Origin of the sequence: Paracoccus aminovorans (genome assembly GCF_001546115.1) — a bacterium.
GTDB lineage: Bacteria > Pseudomonadota > Alphaproteobacteria > Rhodobacterales > Rhodobacteraceae > Paracoccus > Paracoccus aminovorans_B.
In genome coordinates, this window is sequence record NZ_KQ955208.1 from 1,387,919 (window position 1) to 1,411,072 (window position 23,154).

The window sequence follows — 23,154 nt, forward strand, 5'->3', positions numbered from 1 at the left end:
AACCACATTCCCATATTCCCGCGGAAGGTGACATGCCGCGCCGGCCGACCGGCGCAAAACCGCCGGATCAAGCGGTTCGGAACCCGGCGATTCCCGAAACGATCAGTTCGGAAAGCCCGAGGCGCGGCGCATCTCGCCCGTGGCCATGCCGCGCCAGTTGCGGATCGGGTCGGTCAGGTATTTCCCGACCACCGGATGGCCCTCCTCCAGCAGCCCCAGATGCACCATCAGCGCGGTGATCGCCGCCTCGGCGCCGCGCGTGCCGCCGTCCGAGACTTTCAGCGCGATGCCCAGGCCGCGCTCGGGCACGATGCCGACGAAGACCGCCTCGGCCCCGGTCTTGACGGCGGCGCGGCCCTTCATGGCGCGCATCAGCTCGGTGCAGGCGCGACCTTCGCCGGCGACCAGCGCGGGATGCGCGATCATTGCCTCGACCAACCGGCGCTGCGCCGCGCCGCGCGCCCCGGCGCCGGGCCGGGCAAAGGACGCCATGGCGCGGGCCAGCCCCTCGACCGTGCAGGCGAAATTCGGCGCGGCGCAGCCGTCGATGCCCCAGCCGGCGGCGGTCTCGCCCGTGACCTCCTCGAAGGCACGGCGCACGGCGCGCTGCACCGGATGGTCGATCTCGACATATTCCGGCCCGGCTTTCATGTGCCGCTTCAGCGTCAGGAAGCCGGCATGCTTGCCCGAGCAGTTGTTGTGGATCTGGCAGGGCGTGGTGTCGGAACAGAGCAGCCGCCGATGCTCGGCCGGGTCGCGCGGCATATGGGCGCCGCAGCGCAGATCCTCCTCCTCGAGCCCCAGGCCCGAGAGCCAGGCCGAGACCCGATCCACATGCGCCCGCGCGCCGTTGTGGCTGGCGCAGGCCAGCGCCAGCTGCTCGCTGCCCAGCCCCGCCGCATCGGCCGCGCCGCTTTCGACCAGCGGCAGCGCCTGGATCATCTTGCACGAGGACCGCGGGAAGATCACCGTGCCCGGATTGCCCCAGGCCTCGACCACGCCCTCGGCGTCCGAGATCACCACATGGCCCAGATGGCTGCTTTCGCGCAGGCCCCCGCGCCACAATTCGATCAGTCTTGCGGCCGTCATGGCTCCCCCTTGCTCTGACAATCGCGCGATGTTCCGCAAAAAAGGGGTTTTTCCCCCGTTCAATTTCGCATTATCTTGCAGCCAGATGGTTGAAAATACCACCGTCATCGGCAACAAGCCGGATCGAACCGGACCATGGCAGGAGACCAGAGCATGTTGAAATCCGCGCCGCGCGCCGCAGCGGCTGCCGCTGCAATCGCGATCGCCGCGTCTTCGCCGGTCCTGGCCCAGGACTCGACGAATGTGATCGGGACCGAGGGCGACTGGACCGTCTTCTCGGCGTCGAGCCCCAAGGAATGCTGGGCCGTGTCGGCCCCGAAATCGACCCAGAACGTCGATGCCTCGGGCAAGCCCAAGGAAGTGACGCGCGGCGACATCCGCCTCTATGTCGCCTATCGCCCCGGCCAGGGCGGCGAGGTCTCGTTCTCGGGCGGCTATCCCTTCGCACCGGATTCGACGGTCGAGGTGAATGTCGGCGGCAATGTCTTCAAGCTGTTCACCGAGGGCGAAAGCGCCTGGACCGGCTCGCCCTCCGAGGACAGCAAGCTGGTCAGCGCGCTGCGCGGCGGCTCGTCGGCGGTCATCTCGGGCCGCTCGGCCCGCGGCACGGTGACCAAGGACACGTTCAGCCTGTCCGGCATCACCGCCGCGACCAACAAGGCCCAGGCCGCCTGCAAATAAGCCACGGCCACGCCACGACACGGGAACGGGGGCTTCTGCCCCTGTTTTCTTTTGGGCCGCTTTCGCCTATATAGGGGCCTTGCCCAACGCCCGGATCCGCCCAAGCCATGAACGCCCCCATCCCCGCTGCACCGATCACGCAGGATCTTCTGACCATCCCGCGCAAGCTGCCGGAATCGGCGCTGACGAATATCGTCGGCCTGACCCGCGACCAGCTGCGCGACGCGCTGGTCCAGGCCGGGACGCCCGAAAAGCAGGCCAGGATGCGCGTCGGCCAGATCTGGCAATGGGTCTATCACTGGGGCGTGCGCGATTTCGCGCAGATGACCAACCTCGCCAAGGATTACCGCGCCTTCCTGGCCGAGCGGTTCGAGATCGCGCTGCCCGAGATCGTGACCCGCCAGATCAGCGCCGACGGCACGCGCAAATACCTGCTGCGCATCGCCGGCGGGCATGAGGTCGAGACGGTCTATATCCCCGAGGAATCGCGCGGCACGCTGTGCATCTCGTCGCAGGTTGGCTGCACGCTGACCTGTTCCTTCTGCCACACCGGCACGCAGAAGCTGGTGCGCAACCTGACGGCGGGCGAGATCGTCGGCCAGGTCATGGTCGCCCGCGACGACCTGGGCGAATGGCCCAAGCCCGGCGCGCCCAAGGACGAGACCCGGCTGGTCAGCAATGTCGTGCTGATGGGCATGGGCGAGCCGCTGTATAACTTCGACAATGTCCGCGACGCCATGAAGGTGGTGATGGATGGCGAGGGCATCAGCCTGTCGCGCCGCCGCATCACGCTGTCGACCAGCGGCATCGTGCCCGAAATCGCCAAGACCGCCGAGGAGATCGGCTGCCTTCTGGCCGTCAGCTTCCACGCCACCACCGACGCGGTGCGCGACACGCTGGTGCCGGTGAACCGCAAGTGGAACATCGAGACGCTGCTGAACGCGCTGCGCGAATACCCGCGCCTGTCGAACAGCGAACGCATCACCTTCGAATATGTCATGCTGGACGGCGTGAACGACAGCGACGAGGACGCCCGCCGCCTGGTCAAGCTGATCCGCGGCATCCCGGCCAAGATCAACCTGATCCCGTTCAACGAATGGCCGGGCGTAGCCTATCGCCGTTCGAGTTGGGAGCGGATCGAGGCCTTCGCCGACATCGTGCACAAGGCCGGCTATGCCTCACCGATCCGCACGCCCCGGGGCGAGGATATCATGGCCGCCTGCGGCCAGCTGAAATCCGCGACCGAGCGCGGCCGCAAGTCCCGGGCCGAGATCGCGGCCGAGACCGGCAGCGCGGCCTGAGCGGACCTGCGAAAGGCCGCGTCAGCATCCGCTTACGTGCTCCATCGTCAGCGTTTCGCCAATCGACGCCAGGGCTCTGGCGCCGTTTCCTCAGCCTGTCGCCGCGGCAATCCGCCCGGCGCTTGCAAAGGAAAACAGCCCATGGAACTGAAGCGATTCACGCTGGCCCTGGCCCTGGCCGCCACGCCGCTTTCGGCATTCGCGATGCCGGCCGTCGGGGATATGGTCGGCACCAACCCGGCCGATGCGACCGCCGCCCTTGAAAAGGCCGGGTGCAAGGTCAAGGAATTCGAGCCGGAAGGCGGCAAGATCGAGGCCAAATGCACCGATGCCGACGGCAAGAGATGGGAGGTCTACATCGACCCCAAGAGCGGCGCCGTCACCGAGATCAAGGCTGATGGTTGAGCATGTCGCGCCTGGCCAAACCCGACACCGGGGGCGCCGTCGCGCCCCCCAATCCCTGGGATCCGCTGATCCGCATTTCCCATTGGGGCATCGCCGCCGCCGTCTTCGTCAACGGATTGATCGTCAAGCCCGGTGGCACCATTCACATCTGGATCGGATGGGCGGCGATGGCACTGCTGGCCGCCCGCCTGGTCTGGGGCCTCGTCGGCCCCCGCGAGGCGCGGTTTGCCGCCTTTCCGCCCGCTCCGCTGAGCGCGCTTCGGCATCTGGGACAGGTGCTGCGCGGCAGGGCGTGCGAATACCCCTCGCATAATCCGGCGGGGGCGATGATGGTCTATGCGCTCTGGCTGGGCCTGATCGTCGTCATCGCCACCGGTCTGGTGATGACAGGGGGCAAGACCCCGATCACCATCGCCGAGGAACGGGCGGCGGTCGCGGCGGGCGACTGGTCCGTCCTTGTCAAGGACGATGCCGCAGGCGATGATCGCCCCCAAGACACCAAGCTTGTCGAAGAGGTGCATGAGATTGCCGCCAACCTGCTGCTGTTCCTGGCGGTGCTGCATGTGCTGGGCGTGGCGGCCGAAAGTCGGGCCCTGGGGCGCAACCTGGTGCGGCCGATGATCCGCGGCAAAGACCGGTAGAGACGATGGACGGGCGCAAAAAGACCTCGTGGCGGAATCAATCCGCCGCCCTGGCGCTGCTCTTGCTGCTTCAGACGGTGGCGGCCGTGTTCTTCGTCGGGGATGCCCTGACCGATTTGCTGAGCTTTCCCGGCACCGCCCACGCCATCATCGAGGCCCTGGTCGCGCTGGCCTTGATCCTGGGCATCGTCATCGGCGGCTGGCAATTGCGGCTGACGCTGGAGCGGCTGCGCGACCAAGAGCGGATGCTGGACGCCGCGCGTGGCGACATGGCCCGGATCGTCGAGGGCCAGTTCGAGATCTGGGGCCTTACCTCAGCCGAGCGTGACGTGGGAAGGCTGGCGCTGAAGGGCCTGGACGTGGCCGAGATCGCCACCATTCGCAGCGCGGCGCAGGGCACGATCCGGGCGCAGTTGACGCGCATCTATGCCAAGGCGGGCGTCTCGGGACGGGCCCAGTTCGCAGCCTGGTTCGTCGAGGACCTGTTCAGCGACAGACCGGCGGCGAAGGAAGACGGCGCGCGCGCCGTCCCGCAGGAGCCCTAGCCCCCGCCCGCTTCCCGCCATCACGCCCGGTTGATCTTTCGCCGTGATTCTTGCCCCTCGCGCCCCTAGGTCGTAGAAGCGTCCCGACCCGCGAGTGAGGCGCCCCATGACCCATCCCAAACCCGTCGTCCTTTGCATCCTTGATGGCTGGGGCATTTCCGCCCGACCGCAGCAAAGCGCGCCGGACCAGGCCAGCACGCCGAACTTCGACCGGCTGATGCGCGACTGCCCGCATGCCACGCTGACCACCTTCGGCCCCGATGTCGGCCTGCCCAAGGGCCAGATGGGCAATTCCGAGGTCGGCCACACCAATATCGGCGCCGGCCGCGTCGTCGCCATGGACCTGGGCCAGATCGACCTCGCCATCGAGGACGGCAGCTTCTACCGCAACACCGGGCTTGGCGAATTCATCCGCAAGCTCAAGGCCTCGGGCGGCACGGCGCATCTGATGGGCATCATCTCGGACGGGGGCGTGCACGGCCATATCCACCATGTCGTCGCCGCCGCCCGCGCCCTGACCGAAAAGGGCGTGCCGGTCGTGGTCCACGCCGTCACCGACGGCCGCGACGTGCCGCCGAAATCCGCCCTGGGTTTCCTGACCGAACTGCAGGGCAGCCTGCCCGAGGGCGCGCGCATCGGCACCGTGGTCGGGCGCTATTTCGCCATGGACCGCGACAACCGCTGGGAGCGCGTCGCCCGCGCCTATGCCCTGATGGTGCAGGGCAAGGGCCTACCCGCGCCGGATGCCGCCACCGCGGTCGCCGATGCCTATCGCCAGGACGAGACCGACGAATTCATCCAGCCCCGGGTGATCCGCAACTATCCCGGGGCCAAGGACGGGGACGGGTTCTTCTGCCTGAACTTCCGCGCCGACCGGGCGCGCGAGATCCTGGCGGCGGTGGGCGAGCCCGGCTTTTCCGCCTTCGACACCGGGCGGCGACCGGAATGGGCGGCGCTGCTGGGCATGGTCGATTATTCGGAGCGCCACGACCAGTTCATGGACGCCGCCTATCCCAAGCGGCAGGTGGTGAACACGCTGGGCGCCTGGGTGGCGCGGAAGGGCCTGCGCCAGTTCCGCCTGGCCGAGACCGAGAAATACCCGCATGTCACCTTCTTCCTGAACGGCGGCAAGGAGACGCCGGAGCCGGGCGAGGACCGTTTCATGCCGCAAAGCCCCAAGGTCGCGACCTATGACCTGGCGCCCGAAATGGCCGCACCCGAGGTCAGCGCCAAACTGGTCGAGGCCATCGGCGCCGGCTACGACCTGATCGTGGTGAATTTCGCCAATCCCGACATGGTCGGCCATACCGGCAGCCTGCCCGCCGCGATCCGCGCCTGCGAGGCGGTGGACCAGGGCCTGGGCATGATGCTGGACGCGCTGGACCGCGCCGGCGGCGCGGCGGTGGTCATCGCCGACCACGGCAATTGCGAAACCATGATCGACCCCGAGACCGGCGGCCCGCATACCGCCCATACCGTGAACCCGGTGCCGGTCATCGTCTATGGCGGCCCGGCCGGCGCCAGCCTGCGCGACGGCCGGCTGGCCGATGTCGCGCCGACGGTGCTGGAGCTGATGGGCCTCGACCTGCCGGAGGAAATGACCGGCCGCTCGCTGATCGCGCGCGCATGAGACTGACGCTGCTTCTGCCGGTGGCGCTGGCGCTGGGGCTGGTCTCGATGGCGCCGGCGCAGACCGCGACCCCGACCCAGGGCGACGGGCAGCTGGGCCAGGCCGCGGCCGAGGCGGCCGAGGCCGCCGAGATGCTGCGCGCCGCCGTGGGCCAGCTGGACCAGGCGCTGACCGAGGACGACCAGGTCGCCTCGCTGACGCGGATGATCCGCGCCTATGAGCAGGGCCTGTCGGCGCTGCGCGACGGGCTGCGCCGCGCCGGCGTGCGCGAGCAGGAAATCCGCACCGAATTCGACGCCCGCCGCGACCGGCTGGGCCGGGTGCTGGGGGTGATGACCTCGATGCAGCGCTCGCCCGAGACCATGCTGCTCTTGCATCCCTCGGGGCCCGAGGCTTCGGCCCGGGCCGGGATGATCCTCGCCTCGGTCGCGCCGGGGCTCGAGGCCGAAGCCAAGGAGATGCAGCAGAAGCTCGAGGAGATCCGCACCGTCCGCGCCATCCAGCTGAGCGCCGCCAATGTGCTGGCGCAGGGCCTGGGCCAGGTGCAGGAGGCGCGGCGGCTGCTGGCCTCGGCCGTCACCGACCGTTCCAGCCTGCCGGTGCGCTTCGGCGAGGACCCCAAGGAACTGACCGCGCTGGTGCAATCGGCCGATACGCTGGACGCCTTCGCCTCGGGCATCACCGGGATGGAGCAGGACGTGGGCGCGCCCATGGCCGATTTCGAGGGCGCCCAGGGCAGCCTGGCGCTGCCCGCCATCGGCAAGGTGATCCGCCGCTACAACGAACCCGACGCGGCCGGGGTGGAACGCCCGGGACTGGTCATCGCCACCGCGCCCGCCGCGCTGGTCACGACCCCCTGGCCCGCGACGATCCGCTATCGCGGTCCCTTGCTGGATTACGGCAATGTGATGATCCTTGAACCCGCGCGCGACTATCTGATGATATTTGCCGGCCTCGCGCAGGTCTTTGGCGAGACCGGCGACGTGCTGGCGGCGGGCGAGCCCGTCGGGCTGATGGGCGGCGCGGAACCGCCGGCGCAGGAATTCGGGGCCGAGTTCGTCGCCAATGCCGCCACCGGCGGCGGCGCCGGGCAAAGCGAAACACTGTATGTTGAACTGCGCCGGGGCAAGGAAATGCTGGACCCGGCCGAGTGGTTCGTGATGAATCCGATTATCGGCGATGCCACGCAGGGTGGAACGGGCCAAAACGCAACCGGGCAGGACGGGACGGAATGAAACACTATCTTCTGGCAGGGGCGATCGGCACGCTTGCGGGCGCCGTGGTCGCCACGCAATTCGCCGGCCCCCTGGTCGCGCAGGAAACCGGCAAGAACGCCTCGGTCTATGAGCAGCTCGACCTGTTCGGCAATGTCTTCGAACGGGTGCGCGCCGATTACGTCGAGTCGGTGGACGACAAGAAGCTGATCGAGGCGGCGATCAACGGCATGCTGACCTCGCTCGACCCGCATTCCTCCTTCCTGGCCGCCAAGGATTACGAGGACATGCAGACCCAGACCCGCGGCAGCTTCGGCGGCCTCGGCATCGAGGTCGGGCAGGAAGACGGGCTCGTGAAGGTCATCTCGCCCATCGACGACACGCCGGCGGCCGAGGCGGGCGTGAAGGCCGGCGATTTCATCACCCATGTGAACGGCGAATCGCTGATGGGGCTGAACCTCGACGAGGCGGTCGAGAAGATGCGCGGCCCCATCGGCTCGGAAATCAAGATCACCATCCTGCGCGAGGGCGAGAAGGAACCCTTCGACCTGACCATGACGCGCGACACCATCAAGCTGACCGTGGTCAAGACCCGGATCGAGGGTCACGCCGTGGTGCTGCGCGTCACCACCTTCAACGACGAGACCATGGACACGCTGCGCACCGAGATGGCCAAGGCGATCAAGGACGCCGGCGGCATCGACAAGGTCACGGGCTTCGTGCTGGACCTGCGCAACAACCCGGGCGGGCTGCTGAACCAGGCCATCGACGTCTCGGACGCCTTCCTCGACAAGGGCGAGATCGTCTCGACCCGCGGCCGCAAGCCCGAGGAATCGGAACGCTGGAACGCCAAGCCGGGCGACCTGGCCGAGGGCAAGCCGATGGTGGCGCTGATCAACGGCGGCTCGGCCTCGGCCTCGGAGATCGTCACCGGCGCGCTTCAGGACCACCGCCGCGCCATCGTCGTGGGCACCAAGTCCTTCGGCAAGGGCTCGGTCCAGACCGTGATGCCGGTCACCGCCGACAGCGCCATCCGCCTGACCACGGCGCGCTATTACACGCCGTCCGGCCGGTCGATCCAGGCGCTGGGCATCCAGCCCGACATCATCGTCGAGCAGCCGACCCCGCTCCAGGCCGCGGAGGGCGAGGACGAGAACAAGCCCAAGACCGATTCGAAATTCCTCAGCTCCGAGGCCGACCTGCGCGGCGCGCTGAACAACGACGCCGTGTCGGACGAGGAGAAGAAGCAGATGCAGGAGGAGGCCAAGGAGGTCGAGGCCACCGCCAAGCTGCGCGAGGAGGATTACCAGCTGGCCTATGCCGTGGACATCCTGAAGGGGCTGGCGGCGATGGACTACAACGCCAAGGCCGTGCCCGAGGCGGCCAAGCCCGCCAATACCGGCGAGAACGCGGCGCAGGGCGCGCAGACGCAATGACCGGGCTGTTGGGGCCTTCGGGCCTGCCCTATCGGCCCTGCGCCGGGGTGGTGCTGATCAACCCGGCCGGGCTGGTCTTTGCCGGGCAGCGCATCGACAACCCGACCCCGGCCTGGCAGATGCCGCAGGGCGGCATCGACGCGGGCGAGACGCCGCGCGACGCCGCGCTGCGCGAGCTGGTCGAGGAGACCGGCGTCACCACCGATCTGGTGGACGTGCTGGCCGAGACCGCCGACTGGGTGACCTATGACCTGCCGCCCGAGCTGCTGGGCAAGGTCTGGAAGGGCAAATACGGCGGCCAGAAGCAGAAATGGTTCGCCATGCGCTTCCTTGGCCCGGACGAGGCGGTGCGGATCGCTACCGAACATCCCGAATTCGACCGCTGGCAGTGGATGCGCGCGGCCGATGTGCTGGAATCCATCGTGCCCTTCAAGCGCGATGTCTATGCGCGCGTGTTGGGCGAGTTCCGCGAGATTCTGGCCTGATCGCGCCGGTGGCGCGGCCGGTTTGGGTATTTACAGAGCAAAGAAGTCGAAGGGCGGCCGGGGTGGGCCGCCCTTTGTCGTTCAGCTGCGCAGCAGGGCCAGCAGGCTTGTGTCGGCATAGCCGTCGGGCGTGACGCCGCGGGCGCGCTGGAAAGCCTTGATCGCCTCGGTCGACTGGCTGCCGAGCTTGCCGTCCACCCCGCCGGTGTCGAAGCCCTTGGCCATCAGCAGGCGCTGGATCTCGGCCTTTTCGCTGGTCGAGAGCGTGCGGTCGCCGCGCGGCCATGACCCTTGGATGCCGGGGCGGCCGGCGATGGATTCGCCCAGGTAGCTGACGGCCAGGGCGTAGCTGTCCGAGGCGTTGTATTTCAGGATGGCGCGGAAGTTTTCCGTGATCAGGAAGGCCGGGCCGCGCGATCCGGCCGGGACCAGGATCGAGCCCGAGGGCATCGCGCTGCCGTTCCGCGTCCGCACGCCCATCGCCGCCCATTGGCTGCCCGAGCGCTGCACCGCCTTGCCGGCGTTGTTGAAGTCGAAGCCGGGCGGCAGGATGACCTCGGTCCCCCAGGGCTGGCCGGGGCGCCAGCCGTTCTGGCGCAGGTAATGCGCGGTCGAGGCCAGCGCGTCGGTCGGGTCGTCCGACCAGATGTCGCGGCGGCCGTCGCCGTTGAAATCCACCGCATGCGCCAGGAAGGACGAGGGCATGAACTGCGTATGCCCCATGGCGCCGGCCCAGCTGCCGACCATATGGGCGCTGTCGACGTCGCCCGACTGGATGATGCGCAGCGCCGAGACCAGCTCTCCGGCGAAGAATTCGCCGCGCCGGCCGTCATAGGCCAGCGTCGCCAGGGCCGGCACGATGCGGGTATTGCCGCGACCCGCGCCGAAGTTCGATTCCATGCCCCAGACCGCCAGCACCACCTCGCGCGGGACGCCGTAGCGCGATTCGATGGCGGCCAGCGTCGAGGAATATTGCGCCGCCTTGCTGCGGCCGGTGGCGCCGCGCGTGCCGATGGCGCCGTCGAGATAGTCCCAGACCGGTTTGGCGAATTCGCTCTGCTTGCGGTCCAAGGCGATCAGGCTGGGCATGAAATGCGCATCCGCCATGGCGCGGTCGAAGGTCGCGCCCGAGATCCCCGCCGCCAGCGCGCGGGGCCGGAAGCTGGCCACCCAGGTCTGGAAGCCGGATTCGCTGCCCTGGCCGCCGGCGGTGGGCAGGCCGGCGAAATTGCCGCCGGGGGCGCCGGGCGTGCGGTTCATCGACACCCCGCAGCCGGCCAGGCTGGCAATCAGGATCGCGCCAAGGGCGATGCGGGAAATCCGTCTGGTCATGCTGCCTGTCCGCTCGTGCTTGTTCTGGTTGCGGGCCAGTCTAGCGGCGGTGGCGGGCGATGGATAGTCAATCCTCGCCGTAAAGCGGCTCCATCTGCGCCACGATCACCGCGTTCTCGGCCAAGGCGCGGTCCATCAGGGCGCGCTCCTCCTCGGGGATCTCATGGCCCTCGGCCAGGCGCTCGTCGATGCTGCCGTGGCCGGTGACCTCGATCGGGGCCAGGCCCGCCTGCTTCAGAATGGCGACGGTTTCGCGCACCGCCTCGTCCTCGTCCTTGCCCGAGGCGTAGCAGACCAGCGCGGCGCCCGTCGCACCTTCCGGCAGGCCGTCATCCCTGGCGCGGCCGACCTCGACCAGAAGCGTATAGACCTGCTGGGTCATGGCTTTCCCTTCCTGCGGTTTTGCCGTCATATCGCCCGAAACCAAGGAGGGGACAATGAGCAAGAGCCTGCGCCGCGTGCAATCGGCCCTGGAGGCCGCGGGCCTCGCGGTCGAGATCCGCGAGACCGACGACAGCGCCCGCACCGCCGAGGGCGCGGCGGCCGCAGTCGGCTGCGCGGTCGACCAGATCGCCAAGTCGATCATCTTTCGCGGCGAGGACTCGGGCCATGTCGTCCTGTTCCTGACCGCCGGCGGCAATCGCGTCGATCCGGCCAAGGCCACGGCGCTGGCCGGGCAAAGCCTGGGCAAGGCCGATGCCGAGCTGATCCGCGCCGAGACCGGCTTTGCCATCGGCGGCGTCGCCCCGGTCGGTCACCTGAACCGGATCGAGGCCTGGCTGGACCCGCGCCTGCTGGATTTCGAGCAGGTCTGGGCGGCGGCGGGCACGCCGCGCCATGTCTTTGCCATCGCCCCCGCAGAGCTGCTGCGGCTGACCGGGGCCACGACGGCCGATTTCACCGCCTGACATGAAAAGGGGCGGGATCGACCCGCCCCGTTTTCGCTATCCGGCCACCGCTCGATAGAGCCAGATCAGCACCACCGCGCCGATCAGCCCGGCCACGCCCTGCGCCAGCCAGCTGCCGGCCTGGGCGTTCAGGCCCACGAGACCCAGGAGCGCGTTGCCGACCACGGCCCCGACGATGCCCAGGATGACATTGAGAAAGACCCCGGTGTCGGCCTTCATGATATTGCTGGCGATCCAGCCCGCGAGACCGCCGACGATGATCGCGGCAATCCAACCCAAACCCTGCATGTGAAACTCCGCTTGCTGCTGAGGCTGCGGAATTGAACGCGGCCGGAGCGGATCGGTTTCACATCGGATTCACGCCAGGGTGAATCCGATGCAGGCGCGCAACAGCTCAGTCGCGCAGCAGTTCGTTGATCGAGGTCTTGGAGCGGGTCTGCGCATCGACGCGCTTCACGATCACCGCGCAGTAAAGGTTCACGCCGTTCTTCGACGGCAGCGAGCCCGCGACCACGACCGAGCCGGCCGGAACCTCGCCATACATCACCTCGCCGGTCTCGCGGTCGACGATCTTGGTCGATTTGCCGATGAAGACGCCCATGCCCAGGACCGAGCCCTCGCGCACGATGCAGCCCTCGACCACCTCGGACCGCGCGCCGATGAAACAGTTGTCCTCGATGATGGTCGGGCCGGCCTGCATCGGCTCCAGCACGCCGCCGATGCCGACGCCGCCCGACAGGTGGACGTTCTTGCCGATCTGCGCGCAGCTGCCGACGGTGGCCCAGGTGTCGACCATGGTGCCCTCGTCGACATAGGCGCCCAGGTTCACGAAGCTGGGCATCAGCACCACGCCCTTGGCGATATAGGCCGAGCGGCGCACGATGCAGTTCGGCACGGCGCGGAAGCCGGCCTCGCGCCAGCGGTTCTCGCCCCAGCCAGCGAACTTGCTGTCCACCTTGTCCCACCAGGTGCCGTTCTGCGGGCCACCCGGCTGCATCTCCATGTCCTTCAGGCGGAAGCCCAGCAGCACCGCCTTTTTCGCCCATTGGTTCACGTGCCAGTCGGCGCCGCGCTTTTCGGCGACGCGCAGCGCGCCCTTGTCCAGCGCCTCGAGCGTTGCCTCGATGGCGTCACGGGCCTCGCCCTTGGTGACCGGGGTGATCTGGTCGCGGATCTCCCAGGCGGATTCGATGGCGGCTTCAAGGGCGTCATTCGACATGGTCTGGCCTCTCTCGGGATGGAAACTCGTGCCCAAGGGCTATAAGCCGAGGGTTGCGGCCGCGCAATGTGCGGCGACCCGTGCCAGAGGTTTGGATGATGGACGAAGAAGAGCGCAGCCACCCCTTCCGCGACAGCCAGCAGGACGTGGCAGCGGCGCGCATCACCCCCGACACGCCGCAGACCCGCGCCCCGGCCTATCGGCTGGCCTTCACCGATACCGAATTCATGCTGCGCGAGGAGCTGCGCCCGGTGCGGTTGCAGCTGGAACTGCTGAAGCCGCAGATGATCATGGACGCGCGCGGCATCCGCTCGACCGTGGTGATGTTCGGTGGCGCTCGCATTCCGGCGCCGGCGGAAAGGGACAGCGCCCGCACCCCGGAACTGGCGGCGCTGTCGCGCTATTACGACGAGGCGCGCAGCTTTGCCCGCCAGATGACCGAGCGCAGCCTGGAAAGCTATGGCGCCGAGAACGTCATTTGCACCGGCGGCGGCCCGGGCGTGATGCAGGCCGGCAACATGGGGGCATTCCAGGCCGGCGGAATCTCGATCGGCCTGTCCATCGTGCTGCCGCATGAACAGGCGCCGAACCAATATGTGACGCCCGACCTGTGCTTCAACTTCCACTATTTCGCGATCAGGAAGATGCATTTCCTGATGCGCGCCAAGGCGGTGACGGTATTCCCCGGCGGCTTCGGCACGCTCGACGAGATGTTCGAGGCGCTGACCCTGATCCAGACCGGCCGCATGGCGCGGGTGCCCTTCATCCTGTTCGGCCGCGAATTCTGGCACAAGGTCATCAGCTGGCAGGCGCTGGCCGAGGCCGGCACCATCAGCCCCGAGGATCTGGAGCTGATCAGTTTCGTCGAAACCGCCGAGGAAGCGGTCGCGATCATCGACAACTGGGTCGTGCCCTGCCCCTGAGGCGGGTCACTTCGGCCACCAGGCGACGAAATCGTTCGGCCCGACGCTGACCGGCGGCCCGCCGGTGCGGCGCTGCACCTCCTCTGCCGCGGCCAGCGCCGCGCCTTCGCGATAGATCGCATAGGTCAGCTCGGGCCGCATCTCGGGCTCGGGCTGGTCCTCGACCGCGCGCACGACGATGGTGCCCAGCTTCAGAGCGCGCTGGAACGCCTCGTCGTCGCCATACATCGCGTTGAGGAACTTGATGACCTTGGCGCGGAACACGGCGCGGTCCTGCGGCCCGTCGGAATCCTCGACGGCGGATTTGGTCGGTGCGACGCGCCGGGTCTCGCCCTGCGTCGCCTCGCGGGCATGGCCGATGCCTTCGTGGCCCAGCTGCACGTCGGCGCTGGCAGCGGCGGATTCCTCGACCGGCGGGATCTCGGCCTCGGCCGCGGCGATGGCCGGGCCGGCGTCGTCGCCGGGACGGAGCTGCGGCGCGGCGGCGGGTCCGGCGCGGCTTTGGATCGGGTTGGCGAGAGGGATCATGGCATACCTGGCGACTCATTGACGGAATGCCGCATCATAACCCGAAAGCCGCGGTTTTCAGCCGCCCCTCCCGGGATAAATGCGTAAAACCTTAATGGTTATAGAGGCTTGCCGGGTTGCCAAGGCGGCAAGCCAGAGCTTCTTGCGCGTCGCCGGAGATTGCATTCCGGCAAGCGGCCGAGCCATCACCGGCCGGCACCCTGTCGCTCACGACTTGGACGGCTGAGATCAGAGCGAATGACGGCTCTCGACCCGCTGATCTGGGACACATCCCGCGGGATCGCATGAGCTGCGCGTCCGTCGCCGCAACGAAACTGGTTGCCGGCAGCAGAACCCGGCGGCCATGCGCGCTAAACCCGTGGGGGTGGTTTCACCCCCGAAACTCGGAACACACATCAAGGCTCTGACAGGAAACGGGAATTCCAATCTCGGAGGTTGGTTTCGGTCGATCCTGCCGAAACTGGGTGCGGCGTAGCCGTTGCGCTATCCGCACAATCCTGCAGGGGCAGTTTCGGAAGCGGGCCGAAACTGGTCACAACTGGACCTGCGTGGTCCTGCGCGGGGATGGCGAGGCAGTGTAGGCAGCGTGGCCAATCTGGTTCAAACTGATCCCTGCGCAATTCCGCGCAAAGCTCCGGACCAGCCGCAGCTTTCGGCACCGCTATTCGCGGTGATAGGGGCTGCCGGCCAGGATGGTGGTGGCGCGATAGATCTGCTCGGCCAGCATGACCCGCACCAGCATATGCGGCCAGACCATGCGGCCGAAGCTGATGGCCAGGTCGGCCCGCGACCGCAGGCCGGGGTCGATCCCGTCCGCGCCGCCGATCATGAAGGCCAGGTCGCGCGCCGCGTCGCGAAAGTCGGCGATGCGGGCGGCGAATTCGGGCGAGCTGAGCATCTGCCCGCGTTCGTCCAGCACCACCAGCGCGGCACCGTCGGGAATGGCCTTGGCCAGCAGCGGCGCCTCGGCCGCCATGCCGCCGCCGCGCTTGTCCTCGACCTCGACCAGGTTCACCGGCGGCAGGCCAAGCGCGCGGCCCGCCTTGGCGTGGCGGTCAAGGTAATCGGCGATCAGGCTCGCCTCCGGTCCCTGCCGCAGCCGCCCGACCGCGGCAATGACCATGCGCATGGCTCAGTTCTGGGGCTTGCGGGCCGCTTCCTCGGCGGCGTGGTCGGCGCGCAGCCGGTCCAGCGTGGCCGAGCGCAGCGCGTCGGCGGGCATCCACATCTTTTCCAGCTGATAGAATTCGCGGACCTCGGGGCGGAAGACATGGACGATCACGTCGTCGGTGTCGATCAGCACCCAGTCGCCGGTTTCCTTGCCTTCGACGCGGGCCGAGCGGCCGGTCTGCTCTTTCAGGCGCTCCACCAGCTTTTCGGCGATGGCGGCCACCTGGCGCGCATTGCGGCCCGAGGCGATCACCATGTGATCGGCCATGGCCGAACGGCCGCGCAGGTCGATGGTCACGACATCCTCGGCCTTGTCGTCGTCGAGAGAGGCAAGAATGCGGTCCAGCAGCTGATCGCTGGTCAGCCCGGGCTCCGCGGTGGTCGCTGCCGGCACGGGGGCCGACGGGACGGTATTGGACAGGGGTTCATCCTCCGGTCAACGCGCCGTTCACCCCCGGCGCCGGGCCCTTTCAATGTAGCACGGAATCGCGCCCGCTCAATGCGGGGGCGCAGGAATTCTGGGCGGGTTCGCGTAAAGACAGGCGGAAACCGGCAGATTTCCCCAGGGATCGGGGCAGCGCACCAGGCCCGCGCTCCAGGCCAGCCGGGGGTGGTCCAGCCGCACCAATTGCCGCGCGCGCTCCATCGGCGTGTCGGCCAGATAGACAGCCAGGGTGAAAATTGCCACGCAGATCAGCGGGATCACCCGCAGGACGATGCGAATCAGCATGCCCGATCCTTTCCCTCAGTTCCGGGAGCAAGATAGAGGCGAATGCTAAACATGGAATTAACAGCCGCGTGTGACGATGTTGAACGCGGGCCAAAACCGGCGTATGACTGCCGACATGCAAGGATTCGTCTATTTCGATATCCATGACCGCGCCCGCCTGCCCGGCCGGTTCTACGGCGAAAGCCTGTCCGTCACCGCGCGACTTTGACGGGTGGCGGCGCCTGCGCGCGCGCCCCTGGTCCAGCGGACCACCAGCGATTTTCCCTAGCTACTCTTTCGGAAAGAGACAGCCATGACTGGCAAGACCAATGCGGGCGCGCCCCGCACCCTGTATGACAAGATCTTCGACGCCCATGTAGTGGACCGGCAAGAGGACGGCACCTGCATCCTCTATATCGACCGCCACCTGGTGCATGAGGTGACCTCGCCCCAAGCCTTCGAGGGCCTGCGCATGGCCGGCCGCAAGGTGCGCCGCCCCGACCAGACCATCGCCGTACCGGACCACAACGTGCCCACCACCGCCGACCGCGTGGACGGCATCGAGAACCCCGAGGGCCGGATCCAGGTCGCGGAACTGGACAAGAACGCCCGCGAATTCGGGCTGAACTATTACCCGATGAACGACATCCGCCAGGGCATCGTGCATATCGTCGGGCCGGAACAGGGCTGGACCCTGCCCGGCATGACGGTGGTCTGCGGCGACAGCCATACCGCGACGCATGGCGCCTTCGGCGCGCTGGCGCATGGCATCGGCACCTCGGAAGTGGAACACGTCCTGGCCACCCAGACGCTGATCCAGAAGAAATCCAAGAACATGAAGGTGGAGATCACCGGCAAGTTGCGTCCCGGCGTCACCGCCAAGGACATCACCCTGGCGGTGATCGGCAAGACCGGCACCGCCGGCGGCACCGGCTATGTCATCGAATATTGCGGCGAGGCGATCCGCGACCTGTCGATGGAAGGCCGCATGACCGTCTGCAACATGGCCATCGAGGGCGGCGCCCGCGCCGGCCTGATCGCCCCGGACGAAAAGACCTTCGACTATTGCAAGGGCCGCCCGCACGCCCCGAAAGGCGCCGCCTGGGAGGCCGCGGTCAGCTGGTGGAAGACCCTCTTCAGCGACGAGGGCGCGCATTGGGACAAGATCGTCACCATCCGCGGCGAGGACATCGCCCCGGTTGTGACCTGGGGCACCTCGCCGGAGGACGTGCTGCCGATCACCGGCACGGTCCCCGCCCCCGAGGATTTCGAGGGCGGCAAGGTCGAGGCCGCGCGCCGCAGCCTCGACTACATGGGCCTGAAGCCCGGCACGCCGCTGAACGAGGTTAGGATCGACGCGGTCTTCATCGGCTCCTGCACCAACGGCCGGATCGAGGACCTGCGCGCCGCCGCCGGCATCCTGAAAGGCAAGCACCTGGCGCCGGGCGTGCGCGGCATGGTGGTGCCGGGCTCGGGCCTGGTGCGCCTGCAGGCCGAGGAAGAGGGTCTGGACAAGATCTTTACCGACGCCGGCTTCGAATGGCGGCTGGCGGGTTGCTCGATGTGCCTGGGCATGAACCCCGACCAGCTGGCGCCGGGCGAGCGCTGCGCCGCGACCTCGAACCGCAATTTCGAGGGCCGCATGGGCCGCGGCGGCCGCACGCATCTGATGTCGCCGGTGATGGCGGCGGCGGCGGGCATCGCGGGTCACCTGACCGACGTGCGCGAACTGCTGGCGGAAACCGTCTGATGCCTGCGGGCGGGGTTTTAGCGGCCCCGCCTCAGCAGCATCAGGGCGTTGATCGCGATCAGCACCAGCCCGGCGTTCTCGAACCAGAAGTTGAACTTGAGGTTCGCGAAATCCAGGCTGAGGAGCCTGTCGACATGATGGAAACCCACCGCGCGCACCAGCACGAAACCGCACAGCACGGCCAGCCCGACCAGGGCCAGGCCATTGCCGCGCATGCGCCCGCGCAGGGATTTCGTCGCCCAGAGCAGCGCGCCCGCCACGCCCAGCACCAGCCCGGCGATGAAGGCCAGCTGCACCAGCCAGCGGTTGTCGTACCAGCCTTGGGCATGGGCCATGCAGCGCCCGGTGGCGGTCAGCGCGGTCTGCAGGTCGAGCTGCTTGTTGACGGCCAAGGCCGCCATCAGCACCGCGATGGCCAGCCACAGCCCGCGCGCCGCGCGGGCGGGGCGGCGGCGCAGCACCAGGGTCGCCAGCGCCAGGCAGGCCAGATAGGACAGCACCGTCAGCCAGCCGGTGATCTCGGGATCGCCGATCTGCGGCGTCCAGTCGCGCGCAATGCAGGCGCGCAGGGCGGAAAGGCTGGAAAAACCGAAAAACATCAGCGAAACCCGTATGCACATGGCGCCGCGCGCCGGACGGGTCTCGGTTAACGGGGGCTGCGCCCCCAAGTCAATTCTGCGAGGATCAAGAAATGGACAAGTTCACCACCCTGACCGGCATCGCGGCCCCCATGCCGCTGGTCAATATCGACACCGACATGATCATCCCGAAACAGTTCCTGAAGACGATCCACCGCTCGGGTCTGGGCAAGAACCTGTTCGACGAGATGCGCTTCAACCCCGACGGGACCGAGGTGCCGGATTTCGTGCTGAACCAGCCGGCCTGGCGCGACAGCCAGATCATCGTCGCCGGCGACAACTTCGGCTGCGGCTCGTCGCGCGAACACGCGCCCTGGGCGCTCTTGGATTTCGGCATCCGCTGCGTGATCTCGACCAGCTTCGCCGACATCTTCTACAACAACTGCTTCAAGAACGGCATCCTGCCCATCGTCATGCCGCCCGAGGTGGTCGAGGTGCTGATGGAGGACGCCCGCAAGGGCGCCAATGCCCGCATGACCGTGGACCTGGAGAACCTGACCGTGACCACCTCGGACGGGCAGAGCTTCCCCTTCGAGCTGGACCCGTTCCGCCGTCACTGCCTGCTGAACGGGCTGGACGACATCGGCCTGACCATGGAAAAGGCCCCGTCGATCGACGCCTATGAGACCCAGATGGCCCAGAGCCGGCCTTGGGTCTAAGGGCGCTCGCCCTTGCCTTGGCGGTCGCTGCCCTGCCGGCGGCGGCCGGGCCGTTGCGCATCGCCACCTACAGCCCCGACCTGTCGCGCGACGGGCCGGGGCTTTTGCTGCGCGATCTCGGCCGCGAGGATGCGCAGGTCGCCGCCGTCGTCGCCGTGCTGGCCGAGACCCGGCCCGACGTGCTGCTGCTGACCGATTTCGACTGGGATTATGAGGACCGGGCGCTGGACGCCTTTGCCGCCCGGCTGGCGCAGGCCGGGCTGGATTATCCGCATCGCTTCGCCGCACGGCCGAACAGCGGCATGGCGACCGGGCTGGACCTGGACGCGGACGGGCGGCTGGGCACGGCGGACGATGCCCAGGGCTTCGGCGAATTCACCGGCCAGGGCGGCATGGCGATCCTGTCGCGCCACCCCATCGGCCCGGTGACGGATTACACGGATGTGCTGTGGCGCGACCTGCCCGGCAACCTGATGCCCAAGCTGTCCGAGGAGGTGCGGGCGATGCGCCGGCTGTCCTCGACCGGGCATTGGGACGCGGTGGTGACGGTGGCGGGCTGGCCGCTGCACCTGCTGGCCATGTCGGCCACGCCGCCGGTCTTCGACGGGCCCGAGGATCTGAACGGCCGCCGCAACCACGACGAACTGGCCTTCTGGCTGGGCCACCTGCCCGATGCGCCCTTCGTGCTGGCCGGGAACCTGAACCTGGATCCCCAGGACAGCGAGGGCCGGCCGCAGGCGCTGGCGCAGGTCATGGCCCATGTCACCGACCCCCTGCCCCGCAGCGCCGGCGGCGCGGCGGCCAGGGGCGGCGTCAACGACAGCCACAAGGGCGATCCGGACCTCGACACCGGCGACTGGCCCGACGACAAGCCGCCGGGCAACCTGCGGGTGGATTACGTGCTGCCCGCGAAGGGGCTGAAAATCACCGATTCGGGCGTGTTCTGGCCGGCCGAGGGGCCGCTCGCCACGGCGGCGCTGACCGCTTCCGCGCATCGCTTGGTCTGGGTGGAGCTGGACTGGCCATGACCCAATTCGACGATGCCGACCGCGATACGCTCGACCGCATCCTGCGCTGGCGCCGCGACATGCGGCATTTTCGCACCGACCCGGTGCCCGAACCCTTGCTGGAGGAATTGCACGCCGCCATGGAGCTTGCGCCCTCGGTCGGCAATTCCCGGCCCTGGCGGGTGATCCGGGTCGAAAGCCCCGACCTGCGGGCCGAGATCCGCGCCGATTTCCTGCGCTGCAATGCCGAGGCCGCCGCGGGCTATCAGGGCGAGCAGCGCCGCGCCTATGACGCGCTGAAGCTGGCCGGGCTGGACCGGGCGCCGGTCTGGCTGGCGGTCTTCACCGACACGAGCCCTGCCGAGGGCCACGGGTTGGGCCGCGCCACCATGCCCGCCACGCTGCACCAGTCCACCGCCATGGCGATCCATACGCTGTGGCTGGCGGCGCGGGTGCGCGGGCTGGGGCTGGGCATGGTCTCGATCCTGGACCCGGCGCATGTCGGCCCGCTGCTGCAGGTGCCCGAGGGCTGGGAGTTCACCGCGCTTCTGTGCCTCGGCTGGCCCGAGTTCACCGACGACACGCCGCTGCTGCATCGCACCGGCTGGCAGGCCAATACCGCGCCGGCCTGGCAGACACGCTAGGCCCCGCCGGGGTCGCGGCGGGGCCCGTTTTCTGGGGACGGCGGCTTACTGCTGCGGCGCGGGCGGCGGGCCCATCGGTTGGCCGTTCACGCTGATCTGCCCGCCTTCGGGCATCTGGATGTCCCAGACCGCATCGCCGCCCTCGCCCGGCTTGGACATGGCGCGGGCCATGCGCAGCATCATCAGCGGCTGCGCGGCCTCGTCCTGCGGCGCGGCGGCCAGCGCCGATTCCAGCGTGTCGAGCCCGCTGGCCGAGATCAGCGCCGCGCCCACCGGCGCCGCGCCCGGACCGACCGCCACATCGGCGCGATAGTCGATCCGGTAGCCGTCGCCCTTGATCTGCGAGGGCGCCAGTTTCAGCACCGCCTTGCCGTCGGGCAGAAATGCCTGCTGCATCTGCTCGGGCGACAGCCTGGCCAGCGGCTCCTCGGCATTCAGGTCGAAGCTTTCGATCAGCAGCTTCGCCGGCGCCGCCAGGTCGAAGTCCGAGGCGGCGAAGTCCAGCGACACCTCTTGCGGCAGGATCGGCGCGACCCAGGGCGGCAGCACGCCCTCGGGCACGGTCAGGCCGGAAAGCACCAGCTTCTCGGCCAGCCGCCCGTCCGGCACAGCGCCGCTGAGCCCCAAGCCCAGCGTGGCCGAGGCCAGGCCGAATTCGCCGATGGGCGAGCCGATCGTCATGTCGCGGATCGCCATCTCCAGGCTCAGGTCGTCCCACAGCGGCATGGCGGCGGCCAGCCGGTCGCGCAGCCCGTCCTGCGACTGCTTGATCTGCGCCTCGGACGGATGGGCGACGAACCAGGCCAGAAGCGACAGCATGCCGTCCGAGCGCGCGCCGGCCATCAACCCCTTGCCATCGTAGCCGGGGGCCGACACCTCGATCAGCATCGGCGCGCCGCCGGGGCCGGACATCAGCTCCTGGCTCTGCTTCAGGTCGGTGGCGGTGAACGTCATCGCCTGGTCCACGCCGCCCGCCTTGCCGGCGGTGCCGGTCATTTCCACCTCCATCCGCGCCGTGGTCTGGTGGTCGCGCGAGACGACCTGCGGCGCGGCATCCGGCGCGGGCGCGACGGGCATGCCGTCCGGCCCCACCGCCTCGGGCGGGGCATATTGCACGGAATCGATGACGTAATCGGTCATCACCGCCTTCTGCTCGCGGAAGCCCTTCAGCGCCGCGTCCCAGGTGCCGGTGGATTGCACCTTGGCGGTGCCCTTCTGCTCGAACATCTTCGGCACCACCACCGACCAGCTGAGCACCTGATCCTCGCTGACGCCCCAGCTGCCGTCGCCGTTGTCGGTCAAGGCATAGGTCAGGGGCGAAACGGTGATCTGCGCTTGCGCATCCGGCACCTGCGCCAGAAGCGGCGCCGGGTCGATCTTCAGCTGGTAGCTGTCGCCCTGCGGGGTGACGCTGACCACGCCCTCGGTCGCGCCCAGGTAGGTCTGCAGGACGCCGGTCAGCCGCGCCGCGCCCTCGTCGGTCGCCGGCACCGCCCAGGCGGCCGAGACCGGCCCCAGCGCCAGCAGCGCCACAAGTCCTTGTCTGAAATGGATCATGAATATTCCTCTCGCACGCAGGCAAAGCCGTTCAACGTCGTCAGATGAGCCGATTCCGGCCTAGAACTCCACCCCTGGCTGGGCCTTGATGCCGTCGCGGAACGGATGCTTCACCATCTCCATCTCGGTCACGAGATCGGCGGCCGCGATCAGTTCCGGCTTCGCATTGCGCCCGGTCAGCACGACATGGGTCATTGGCGGCTTTTCGTCCTGGAGAAAGCCCAGCACCTCGTCCAGGTCCAGATAGTCATAGCGCAGCGCGATGTTGATCTCGTCCAGCAGCACCATGCGGACCCTCGGGTCGCGGATCAGTTCCTTGGCCTTGTCCCAGCCGGCGCGGGCGGCGGCGATGTCGCGGGCCTTGTCCTGCGTCTCCCAGGTGAAGCCCTCGCCCATGGCGTGGAACTGGCACAGATCGGCGAAATGCGTGGTCAGGAGCCGGCGCTCGCCGGTGTCCCAGGCGCCCTTGATGAACTGCACCACGGCGCAGGGCATGCCATGGGCGATGCAGCGCAGGATCATGCCGAAGCCGGACGAGGACTTGCCCTTGCCCTTGCCGGTATGGACGATGAGCAGGCCCTTTTCGCCCTGCTTTCCGGCCATCATCCGGTCGCGGGCGGCCTTGACCTTGGCCATCTTCCGGGCGTGGCGGGCGTTGTCGTCGGTTTCCATCGGGACTCCTT

27 protein-coding genes are annotated in these 23,154 nt (G+C 68.4%); 15 read left to right on the top strand and 12 right to left on the bottom strand.

Features of this window, described 5'->3' with window-relative positions; all coding sequences use genetic code 11:
- Window positions 1-102 precede the first annotated feature (102 nt).
- Window positions 103-1,089, bottom strand: coding sequence for an asparaginase (locus ASV56_RS07175; RefSeq protein ID WP_062561370.1), 987 nt, complete (start codon window positions 1,087-1,089; stop codon window positions 103-105).
- 153 nt (window positions 1,090-1,242) lie between these two features.
- Here ASV56_RS07175 and ASV56_RS07180 point away from each other — a divergent pair, with 153 nt between their 5' ends.
- The 9 genes from ASV56_RS07180 (at window position 1,243) to ASV56_RS07220 (ending at window position 9,427) form a co-directional block, all read left to right on the top strand.
- Complete coding sequence (locus ASV56_RS07180) at window positions 1,243-1,770, top strand: invasion associated locus B family protein (protein ID WP_062561371.1); 528 nt, start codon at window positions 1,243-1,245, stop codon at window positions 1,768-1,770.
- 107 nt (window positions 1,771-1,877) lie between these two features.
- Window positions 1,878-3,071: a dual-specificity RNA methyltransferase RlmN gene (rlmN, locus tag ASV56_RS07185; protein WP_062561372.1), complete on the top strand. Its 1,194-nt coding sequence runs from the start codon at window positions 1,878-1,880 to the stop codon at window positions 3,069-3,071.
- Window positions 3,072-3,212: 141 nt separating this feature from the next.
- Complete coding sequence (locus ASV56_RS07190) at window positions 3,213-3,476, top strand: PepSY domain-containing protein (RefSeq protein WP_062561373.1); 264 nt, start codon at window positions 3,213-3,215, stop codon at window positions 3,474-3,476.
- 2 nt (window positions 3,477-3,478) lie between these two features.
- Window positions 3,479-4,117 (top strand): cytochrome b/b6 domain-containing protein, encoded by a 639-nt coding sequence (locus ASV56_RS07195; protein WP_062561374.1) that lies wholly within the window; start codon window positions 3,479-3,481, stop codon window positions 4,115-4,117.
- Between the two features lie 5 nt (window positions 4,118-4,122).
- Window positions 4,123-4,662 carry a helix-turn-helix transcriptional regulator gene (locus ASV56_RS07200; RefSeq protein WP_062561375.1) on the top strand — a complete coding sequence of 180 codons (540 nt, stop codon included), beginning with the start codon at window positions 4,123-4,125 and terminating at the stop codon, window positions 4,660-4,662.
- A 106-nt stretch (window positions 4,663-4,768) separates the two neighbouring features.
- Window positions 4,769-6,292: a 2,3-bisphosphoglycerate-independent phosphoglycerate mutase gene (gene gpmI / locus ASV56_RS07205; RefSeq protein ID WP_062561376.1), complete on the top strand. Its 1,524-nt coding sequence runs from the start codon at window positions 4,769-4,771 to the stop codon at window positions 6,290-6,292.
- On the top strand, window positions 6,289-7,527 hold the full coding sequence (locus ASV56_RS07210) for a murein hydrolase activator EnvC family protein (protein WP_062561377.1): 1,239 nt from the start codon (window positions 6,289-6,291) through the stop codon (window positions 7,525-7,527). The genes gpmI and ASV56_RS07210 overlap by 4 nt, the downstream gene beginning before the upstream one ends.
- Window positions 7,524-8,942, top strand: coding sequence for a S41 family peptidase (locus ASV56_RS07215; protein ID WP_062561378.1), 1,419 nt, complete (start codon window positions 7,524-7,526; stop codon window positions 8,940-8,942). The genes ASV56_RS07210 and ASV56_RS07215 overlap by 4 nt, the downstream gene beginning before the upstream one ends.
- Window positions 8,939-9,427: an RNA pyrophosphohydrolase gene (locus ASV56_RS07220; protein WP_062561379.1), complete on the top strand. Its 489-nt coding sequence runs from the start codon at window positions 8,939-8,941 to the stop codon at window positions 9,425-9,427. The genes ASV56_RS07215 and ASV56_RS07220 overlap by 4 nt, the downstream gene beginning before the upstream one ends.
- An 81-nt stretch (window positions 9,428-9,508) precedes the next feature.
- Here ASV56_RS07220 and ASV56_RS07225 read toward each other — a convergent pair whose 3' ends face one another.
- On the bottom strand, window positions 9,509-10,759 hold the full coding sequence (locus ASV56_RS07225; RefSeq protein ID WP_062561380.1) for a lytic murein transglycosylase: 1,251 nt from the start codon (window positions 10,757-10,759) through the stop codon (window positions 9,509-9,511).
- Between the two features lie 67 nt (window positions 10,760-10,826).
- Window positions 10,827-11,141, bottom strand: a complete 315-nt coding sequence (locus ASV56_RS07230) for a hypothetical protein (RefSeq protein WP_172823737.1) — start codon at window positions 11,139-11,141, stop codon at window positions 10,827-10,829.
- 55 nt (window positions 11,142-11,196) lie between these two features.
- Between ASV56_RS07230 and ASV56_RS07235 the strand changes: the two genes are divergently transcribed.
- On the top strand, window positions 11,197-11,667 hold the full coding sequence (locus ASV56_RS07235; RefSeq protein WP_062561381.1) for a YbaK/EbsC family protein: 471 nt from the start codon (window positions 11,197-11,199) through the stop codon (window positions 11,665-11,667).
- 36 nt (window positions 11,668-11,703) lie between these two features.
- Here ASV56_RS07235 and ASV56_RS07240 read toward each other — a convergent pair whose 3' ends face one another.
- Together ASV56_RS07240 and dapD are read right to left on the bottom strand one after the other, a co-directional pair.
- Window positions 11,704-11,955 carry a GlsB/YeaQ/YmgE family stress response membrane protein gene (locus ASV56_RS07240; protein ID WP_062561382.1) on the bottom strand — a complete coding sequence of 84 codons (252 nt, stop codon included), beginning with the start codon at window positions 11,953-11,955 and terminating at the stop codon, window positions 11,704-11,706.
- A gap of 106 nt (window positions 11,956-12,061) precedes the next feature.
- Window positions 12,062-12,886 carry a 2,3,4,5-tetrahydropyridine-2,6-dicarboxylate N-succinyltransferase gene (dapD, locus tag ASV56_RS07245; RefSeq protein WP_062561383.1) on the bottom strand — a complete coding sequence of 275 codons (825 nt, stop codon included), beginning with the start codon at window positions 12,884-12,886 and terminating at the stop codon, window positions 12,062-12,064.
- Between the two features lie 95 nt (window positions 12,887-12,981).
- Between dapD and ASV56_RS07250 the strand changes: the two genes are divergently transcribed.
- A complete protein-coding gene (locus ASV56_RS07250; RefSeq protein ID WP_156429096.1) occupies window positions 12,982-13,809 on the top strand; it encodes an LOG family protein in 828 nt (275 codons plus the stop codon).
- A 6-nt stretch (window positions 13,810-13,815) separates the two neighbouring features.
- Here ASV56_RS07250 and ASV56_RS07255 read toward each other — a convergent pair whose 3' ends face one another.
- The 4 genes from ASV56_RS07255 to ASV56_RS07270 all read right to left on the bottom strand — a co-directional run bounded on the left by ASV56_RS07255 (window position 13,816) and on the right by ASV56_RS07270 (window position 16,237).
- Entirely contained in the window at window positions 13,816-14,337 is a 522-nt protein-coding gene (locus ASV56_RS07255; RefSeq protein ID WP_062561384.1) for a hypothetical protein, read from the bottom strand.
- 661 nt (window positions 14,338-14,998) lie between these two features.
- A complete protein-coding gene (gene rlmH / locus ASV56_RS07260) occupies window positions 14,999-15,466 on the bottom strand; it encodes a 23S rRNA (pseudouridine(1915)-N(3))-methyltransferase RlmH (protein WP_062561385.1) in 468 nt (155 codons plus the stop codon).
- A 3-nt stretch (window positions 15,467-15,469) separates the two neighbouring features.
- A complete protein-coding gene (rsfS, locus tag ASV56_RS07265) occupies window positions 15,470-15,901 on the bottom strand; it encodes a ribosome silencing factor (protein ID WP_017998745.1) in 432 nt (143 codons plus the stop codon).
- A gap of 102 nt (window positions 15,902-16,003) precedes the next feature.
- Window positions 16,004-16,237, bottom strand: coding sequence for a hypothetical protein (locus ASV56_RS07270; protein WP_062561386.1), 234 nt, complete (start codon window positions 16,235-16,237; stop codon window positions 16,004-16,006).
- 292 nt (window positions 16,238-16,529) lie between these two features.
- On the opposite strand from ASV56_RS07270, the gene leuC reads away from it, so the two are divergent.
- On the top strand, window positions 16,530-17,966 hold the full coding sequence (leuC, locus tag ASV56_RS07275) for a 3-isopropylmalate dehydratase large subunit (RefSeq protein WP_062561387.1): 1,437 nt from the start codon (window positions 16,530-16,532) through the stop codon (window positions 17,964-17,966).
- Between the two features lie 17 nt (window positions 17,967-17,983).
- On the opposite strand, the gene ASV56_RS07280 is transcribed toward leuC, so the two are convergent.
- Entirely contained in the window at window positions 17,984-18,565 is a 582-nt protein-coding gene (locus tag ASV56_RS07280) for a hypothetical protein (RefSeq protein WP_062561388.1), read from the bottom strand.
- 92 nt (window positions 18,566-18,657) lie between these two features.
- Here ASV56_RS07280 and leuD point away from each other — a divergent pair, with 92 nt between their 5' ends.
- The 3 genes from leuD to bluB are packed head-to-tail and all read left to right on the top strand — an operon-like array spanning window position 18,658 to window position 20,914.
- Window positions 18,658-19,263 carry a 3-isopropylmalate dehydratase small subunit gene (gene leuD / locus ASV56_RS07285; protein ID WP_062561389.1) on the top strand — a complete coding sequence of 202 codons (606 nt, stop codon included), beginning with the start codon at window positions 18,658-18,660 and terminating at the stop codon, window positions 19,261-19,263.
- A gap of 17 nt (window positions 19,264-19,280) precedes the next feature.
- Entirely contained in the window at window positions 19,281-20,291 is a 1,011-nt protein-coding gene (locus ASV56_RS07290) for an endonuclease/exonuclease/phosphatase family protein (protein WP_253879906.1), read from the top strand.
- Window positions 20,288-20,914, top strand: a complete 627-nt coding sequence (gene bluB, locus ASV56_RS07295) for a 5,6-dimethylbenzimidazole synthase (protein ID WP_062561391.1) — start codon at window positions 20,288-20,290, stop codon at window positions 20,912-20,914. The genes ASV56_RS07290 and bluB overlap by 4 nt, the downstream gene beginning before the upstream one ends.
- A gap of 45 nt (window positions 20,915-20,959) precedes the next feature.
- Here bluB and ASV56_RS07300 read toward each other — a convergent pair whose 3' ends face one another.
- Together ASV56_RS07300 and cobO are read right to left on the bottom strand one after the other, a co-directional pair.
- Window positions 20,960-22,471: a YdgA family protein gene (locus ASV56_RS07300; protein WP_062561392.1), complete on the bottom strand. Its 1,512-nt coding sequence runs from the start codon at window positions 22,469-22,471 to the stop codon at window positions 20,960-20,962.
- 60 nt (window positions 22,472-22,531) lie between these two features.
- Entirely contained in the window at window positions 22,532-23,143 is a 612-nt protein-coding gene (gene cobO / locus ASV56_RS07305; protein WP_062561393.1) for a cob(I)yrinic acid a,c-diamide adenosyltransferase, read from the bottom strand.
- Window positions 23,144-23,154 lie beyond the last annotated feature (11 nt).

Bases quoted from the DNA above. Each gene is read 5' to 3' on its own strand.
- ASV56_RS07240 (WP_062561382.1), bottom strand. From the start codon at position 11,955: ATGCAGGGTTTGGGTTGGATTGCCGCGATCATCGTCGGCGGTCTCGCG.
- ASV56_RS07180 (WP_062561371.1), top strand. From the start codon at position 1,243: ATGTTGAAATCCGCGCCGCGCGCCGCAGCGGCTGCCGCTGCAATCGCG.
- leuD (WP_062561389.1), top strand. From the start codon at position 18,658: ATGGACAAGTTCACCACCCTGACCGGCATCGCGGCCCCCATGCCGCTG.
- bluB (WP_062561391.1), top strand. From the start codon at position 20,288: ATGACCCAATTCGACGATGCCGACCGCGATACGCTCGACCGCATCCTG.
- ASV56_RS07250 (WP_156429096.1), top strand. From the start codon at position 12,982: ATGATGGACGAAGAAGAGCGCAGCCACCCCTTCCGCGACAGCCAGCAG.
- ASV56_RS07215 (WP_062561378.1), top strand. From the start codon at position 7,524: ATGAAACACTATCTTCTGGCAGGGGCGATCGGCACGCTTGCGGGCGCC.
- ASV56_RS07220 (WP_062561379.1), top strand. From the start codon at position 8,939: ATGACCGGGCTGTTGGGGCCTTCGGGCCTGCCCTATCGGCCCTGCGCC.
- ASV56_RS07210 (WP_062561377.1), top strand. From the start codon at position 6,289: ATGAGACTGACGCTGCTTCTGCCGGTGGCGCTGGCGCTGGGGCTGGTC.
- ASV56_RS07225 (WP_062561380.1), bottom strand. From the start codon at position 10,759: ATGACCAGACGGATTTCCCGCATCGCCCTTGGCGCGATCCTGATTGCC.
- gpmI (WP_062561376.1), top strand. From the start codon at position 4,769: ATGACCCATCCCAAACCCGTCGTCCTTTGCATCCTTGATGGCTGGGGC.
- leuC (WP_062561387.1), top strand. From the start codon at position 16,530: ATGACTGGCAAGACCAATGCGGGCGCGCCCCGCACCCTGTATGACAAG.
- ASV56_RS07255 (WP_062561384.1), bottom strand. From the start codon at position 14,337: ATGATCCCTCTCGCCAACCCGATCCAAAGCCGCGCCGGACCCGCCGCC.
- ASV56_RS07190 (WP_062561373.1), top strand. From the start codon at position 3,213: ATGGAACTGAAGCGATTCACGCTGGCCCTGGCCCTGGCCGCCACGCCG.
- ASV56_RS07175 (WP_062561370.1), bottom strand. From the start codon at position 1,089: ATGACGGCCGCAAGACTGATCGAATTGTGGCGCGGGGGCCTGCGCGAA.
- ASV56_RS07300 (WP_062561392.1), bottom strand. From the start codon at position 22,471: ATGATCCATTTCAGACAAGGACTTGTGGCGCTGCTGGCGCTGGGGCCG.
- ASV56_RS07230 (WP_172823737.1), bottom strand. From the start codon at position 11,141: ATGACCCAGCAGGTCTATACGCTTCTGGTCGAGGTCGGCCGCGCCAGG.
- ASV56_RS07195 (WP_062561374.1), top strand. From the start codon at position 3,479: ATGTCGCGCCTGGCCAAACCCGACACCGGGGGCGCCGTCGCGCCCCCC.
- ASV56_RS07235 (WP_062561381.1), top strand. From the start codon at position 11,197: ATGAGCAAGAGCCTGCGCCGCGTGCAATCGGCCCTGGAGGCCGCGGGC.
- dapD (WP_062561383.1), bottom strand. From the start codon at position 12,886: ATGTCGAATGACGCCCTTGAAGCCGCCATCGAATCCGCCTGGGAGATC.
- rlmH (WP_062561385.1), bottom strand. From the start codon at position 15,466: ATGCGCATGGTCATTGCCGCGGTCGGGCGGCTGCGGCAGGGACCGGAG.
- ASV56_RS07200 (WP_062561375.1), top strand. From the start codon at position 4,123: ATGGACGGGCGCAAAAAGACCTCGTGGCGGAATCAATCCGCCGCCCTG.
- ASV56_RS07280 (WP_062561388.1), bottom strand. From the start codon at position 18,565: ATGTTTTTCGGTTTTTCCAGCCTTTCCGCCCTGCGCGCCTGCATTGCG.
- rlmN (WP_062561372.1), top strand. From the start codon at position 1,878: ATGAACGCCCCCATCCCCGCTGCACCGATCACGCAGGATCTTCTGACC.
- cobO (WP_062561393.1), bottom strand. From the start codon at position 23,143: ATGGAAACCGACGACAACGCCCGCCACGCCCGGAAGATGGCCAAGGTC.
- ASV56_RS07270 (WP_062561386.1), bottom strand. From the start codon at position 16,237: ATGCTGATTCGCATCGTCCTGCGGGTGATCCCGCTGATCTGCGTGGCA.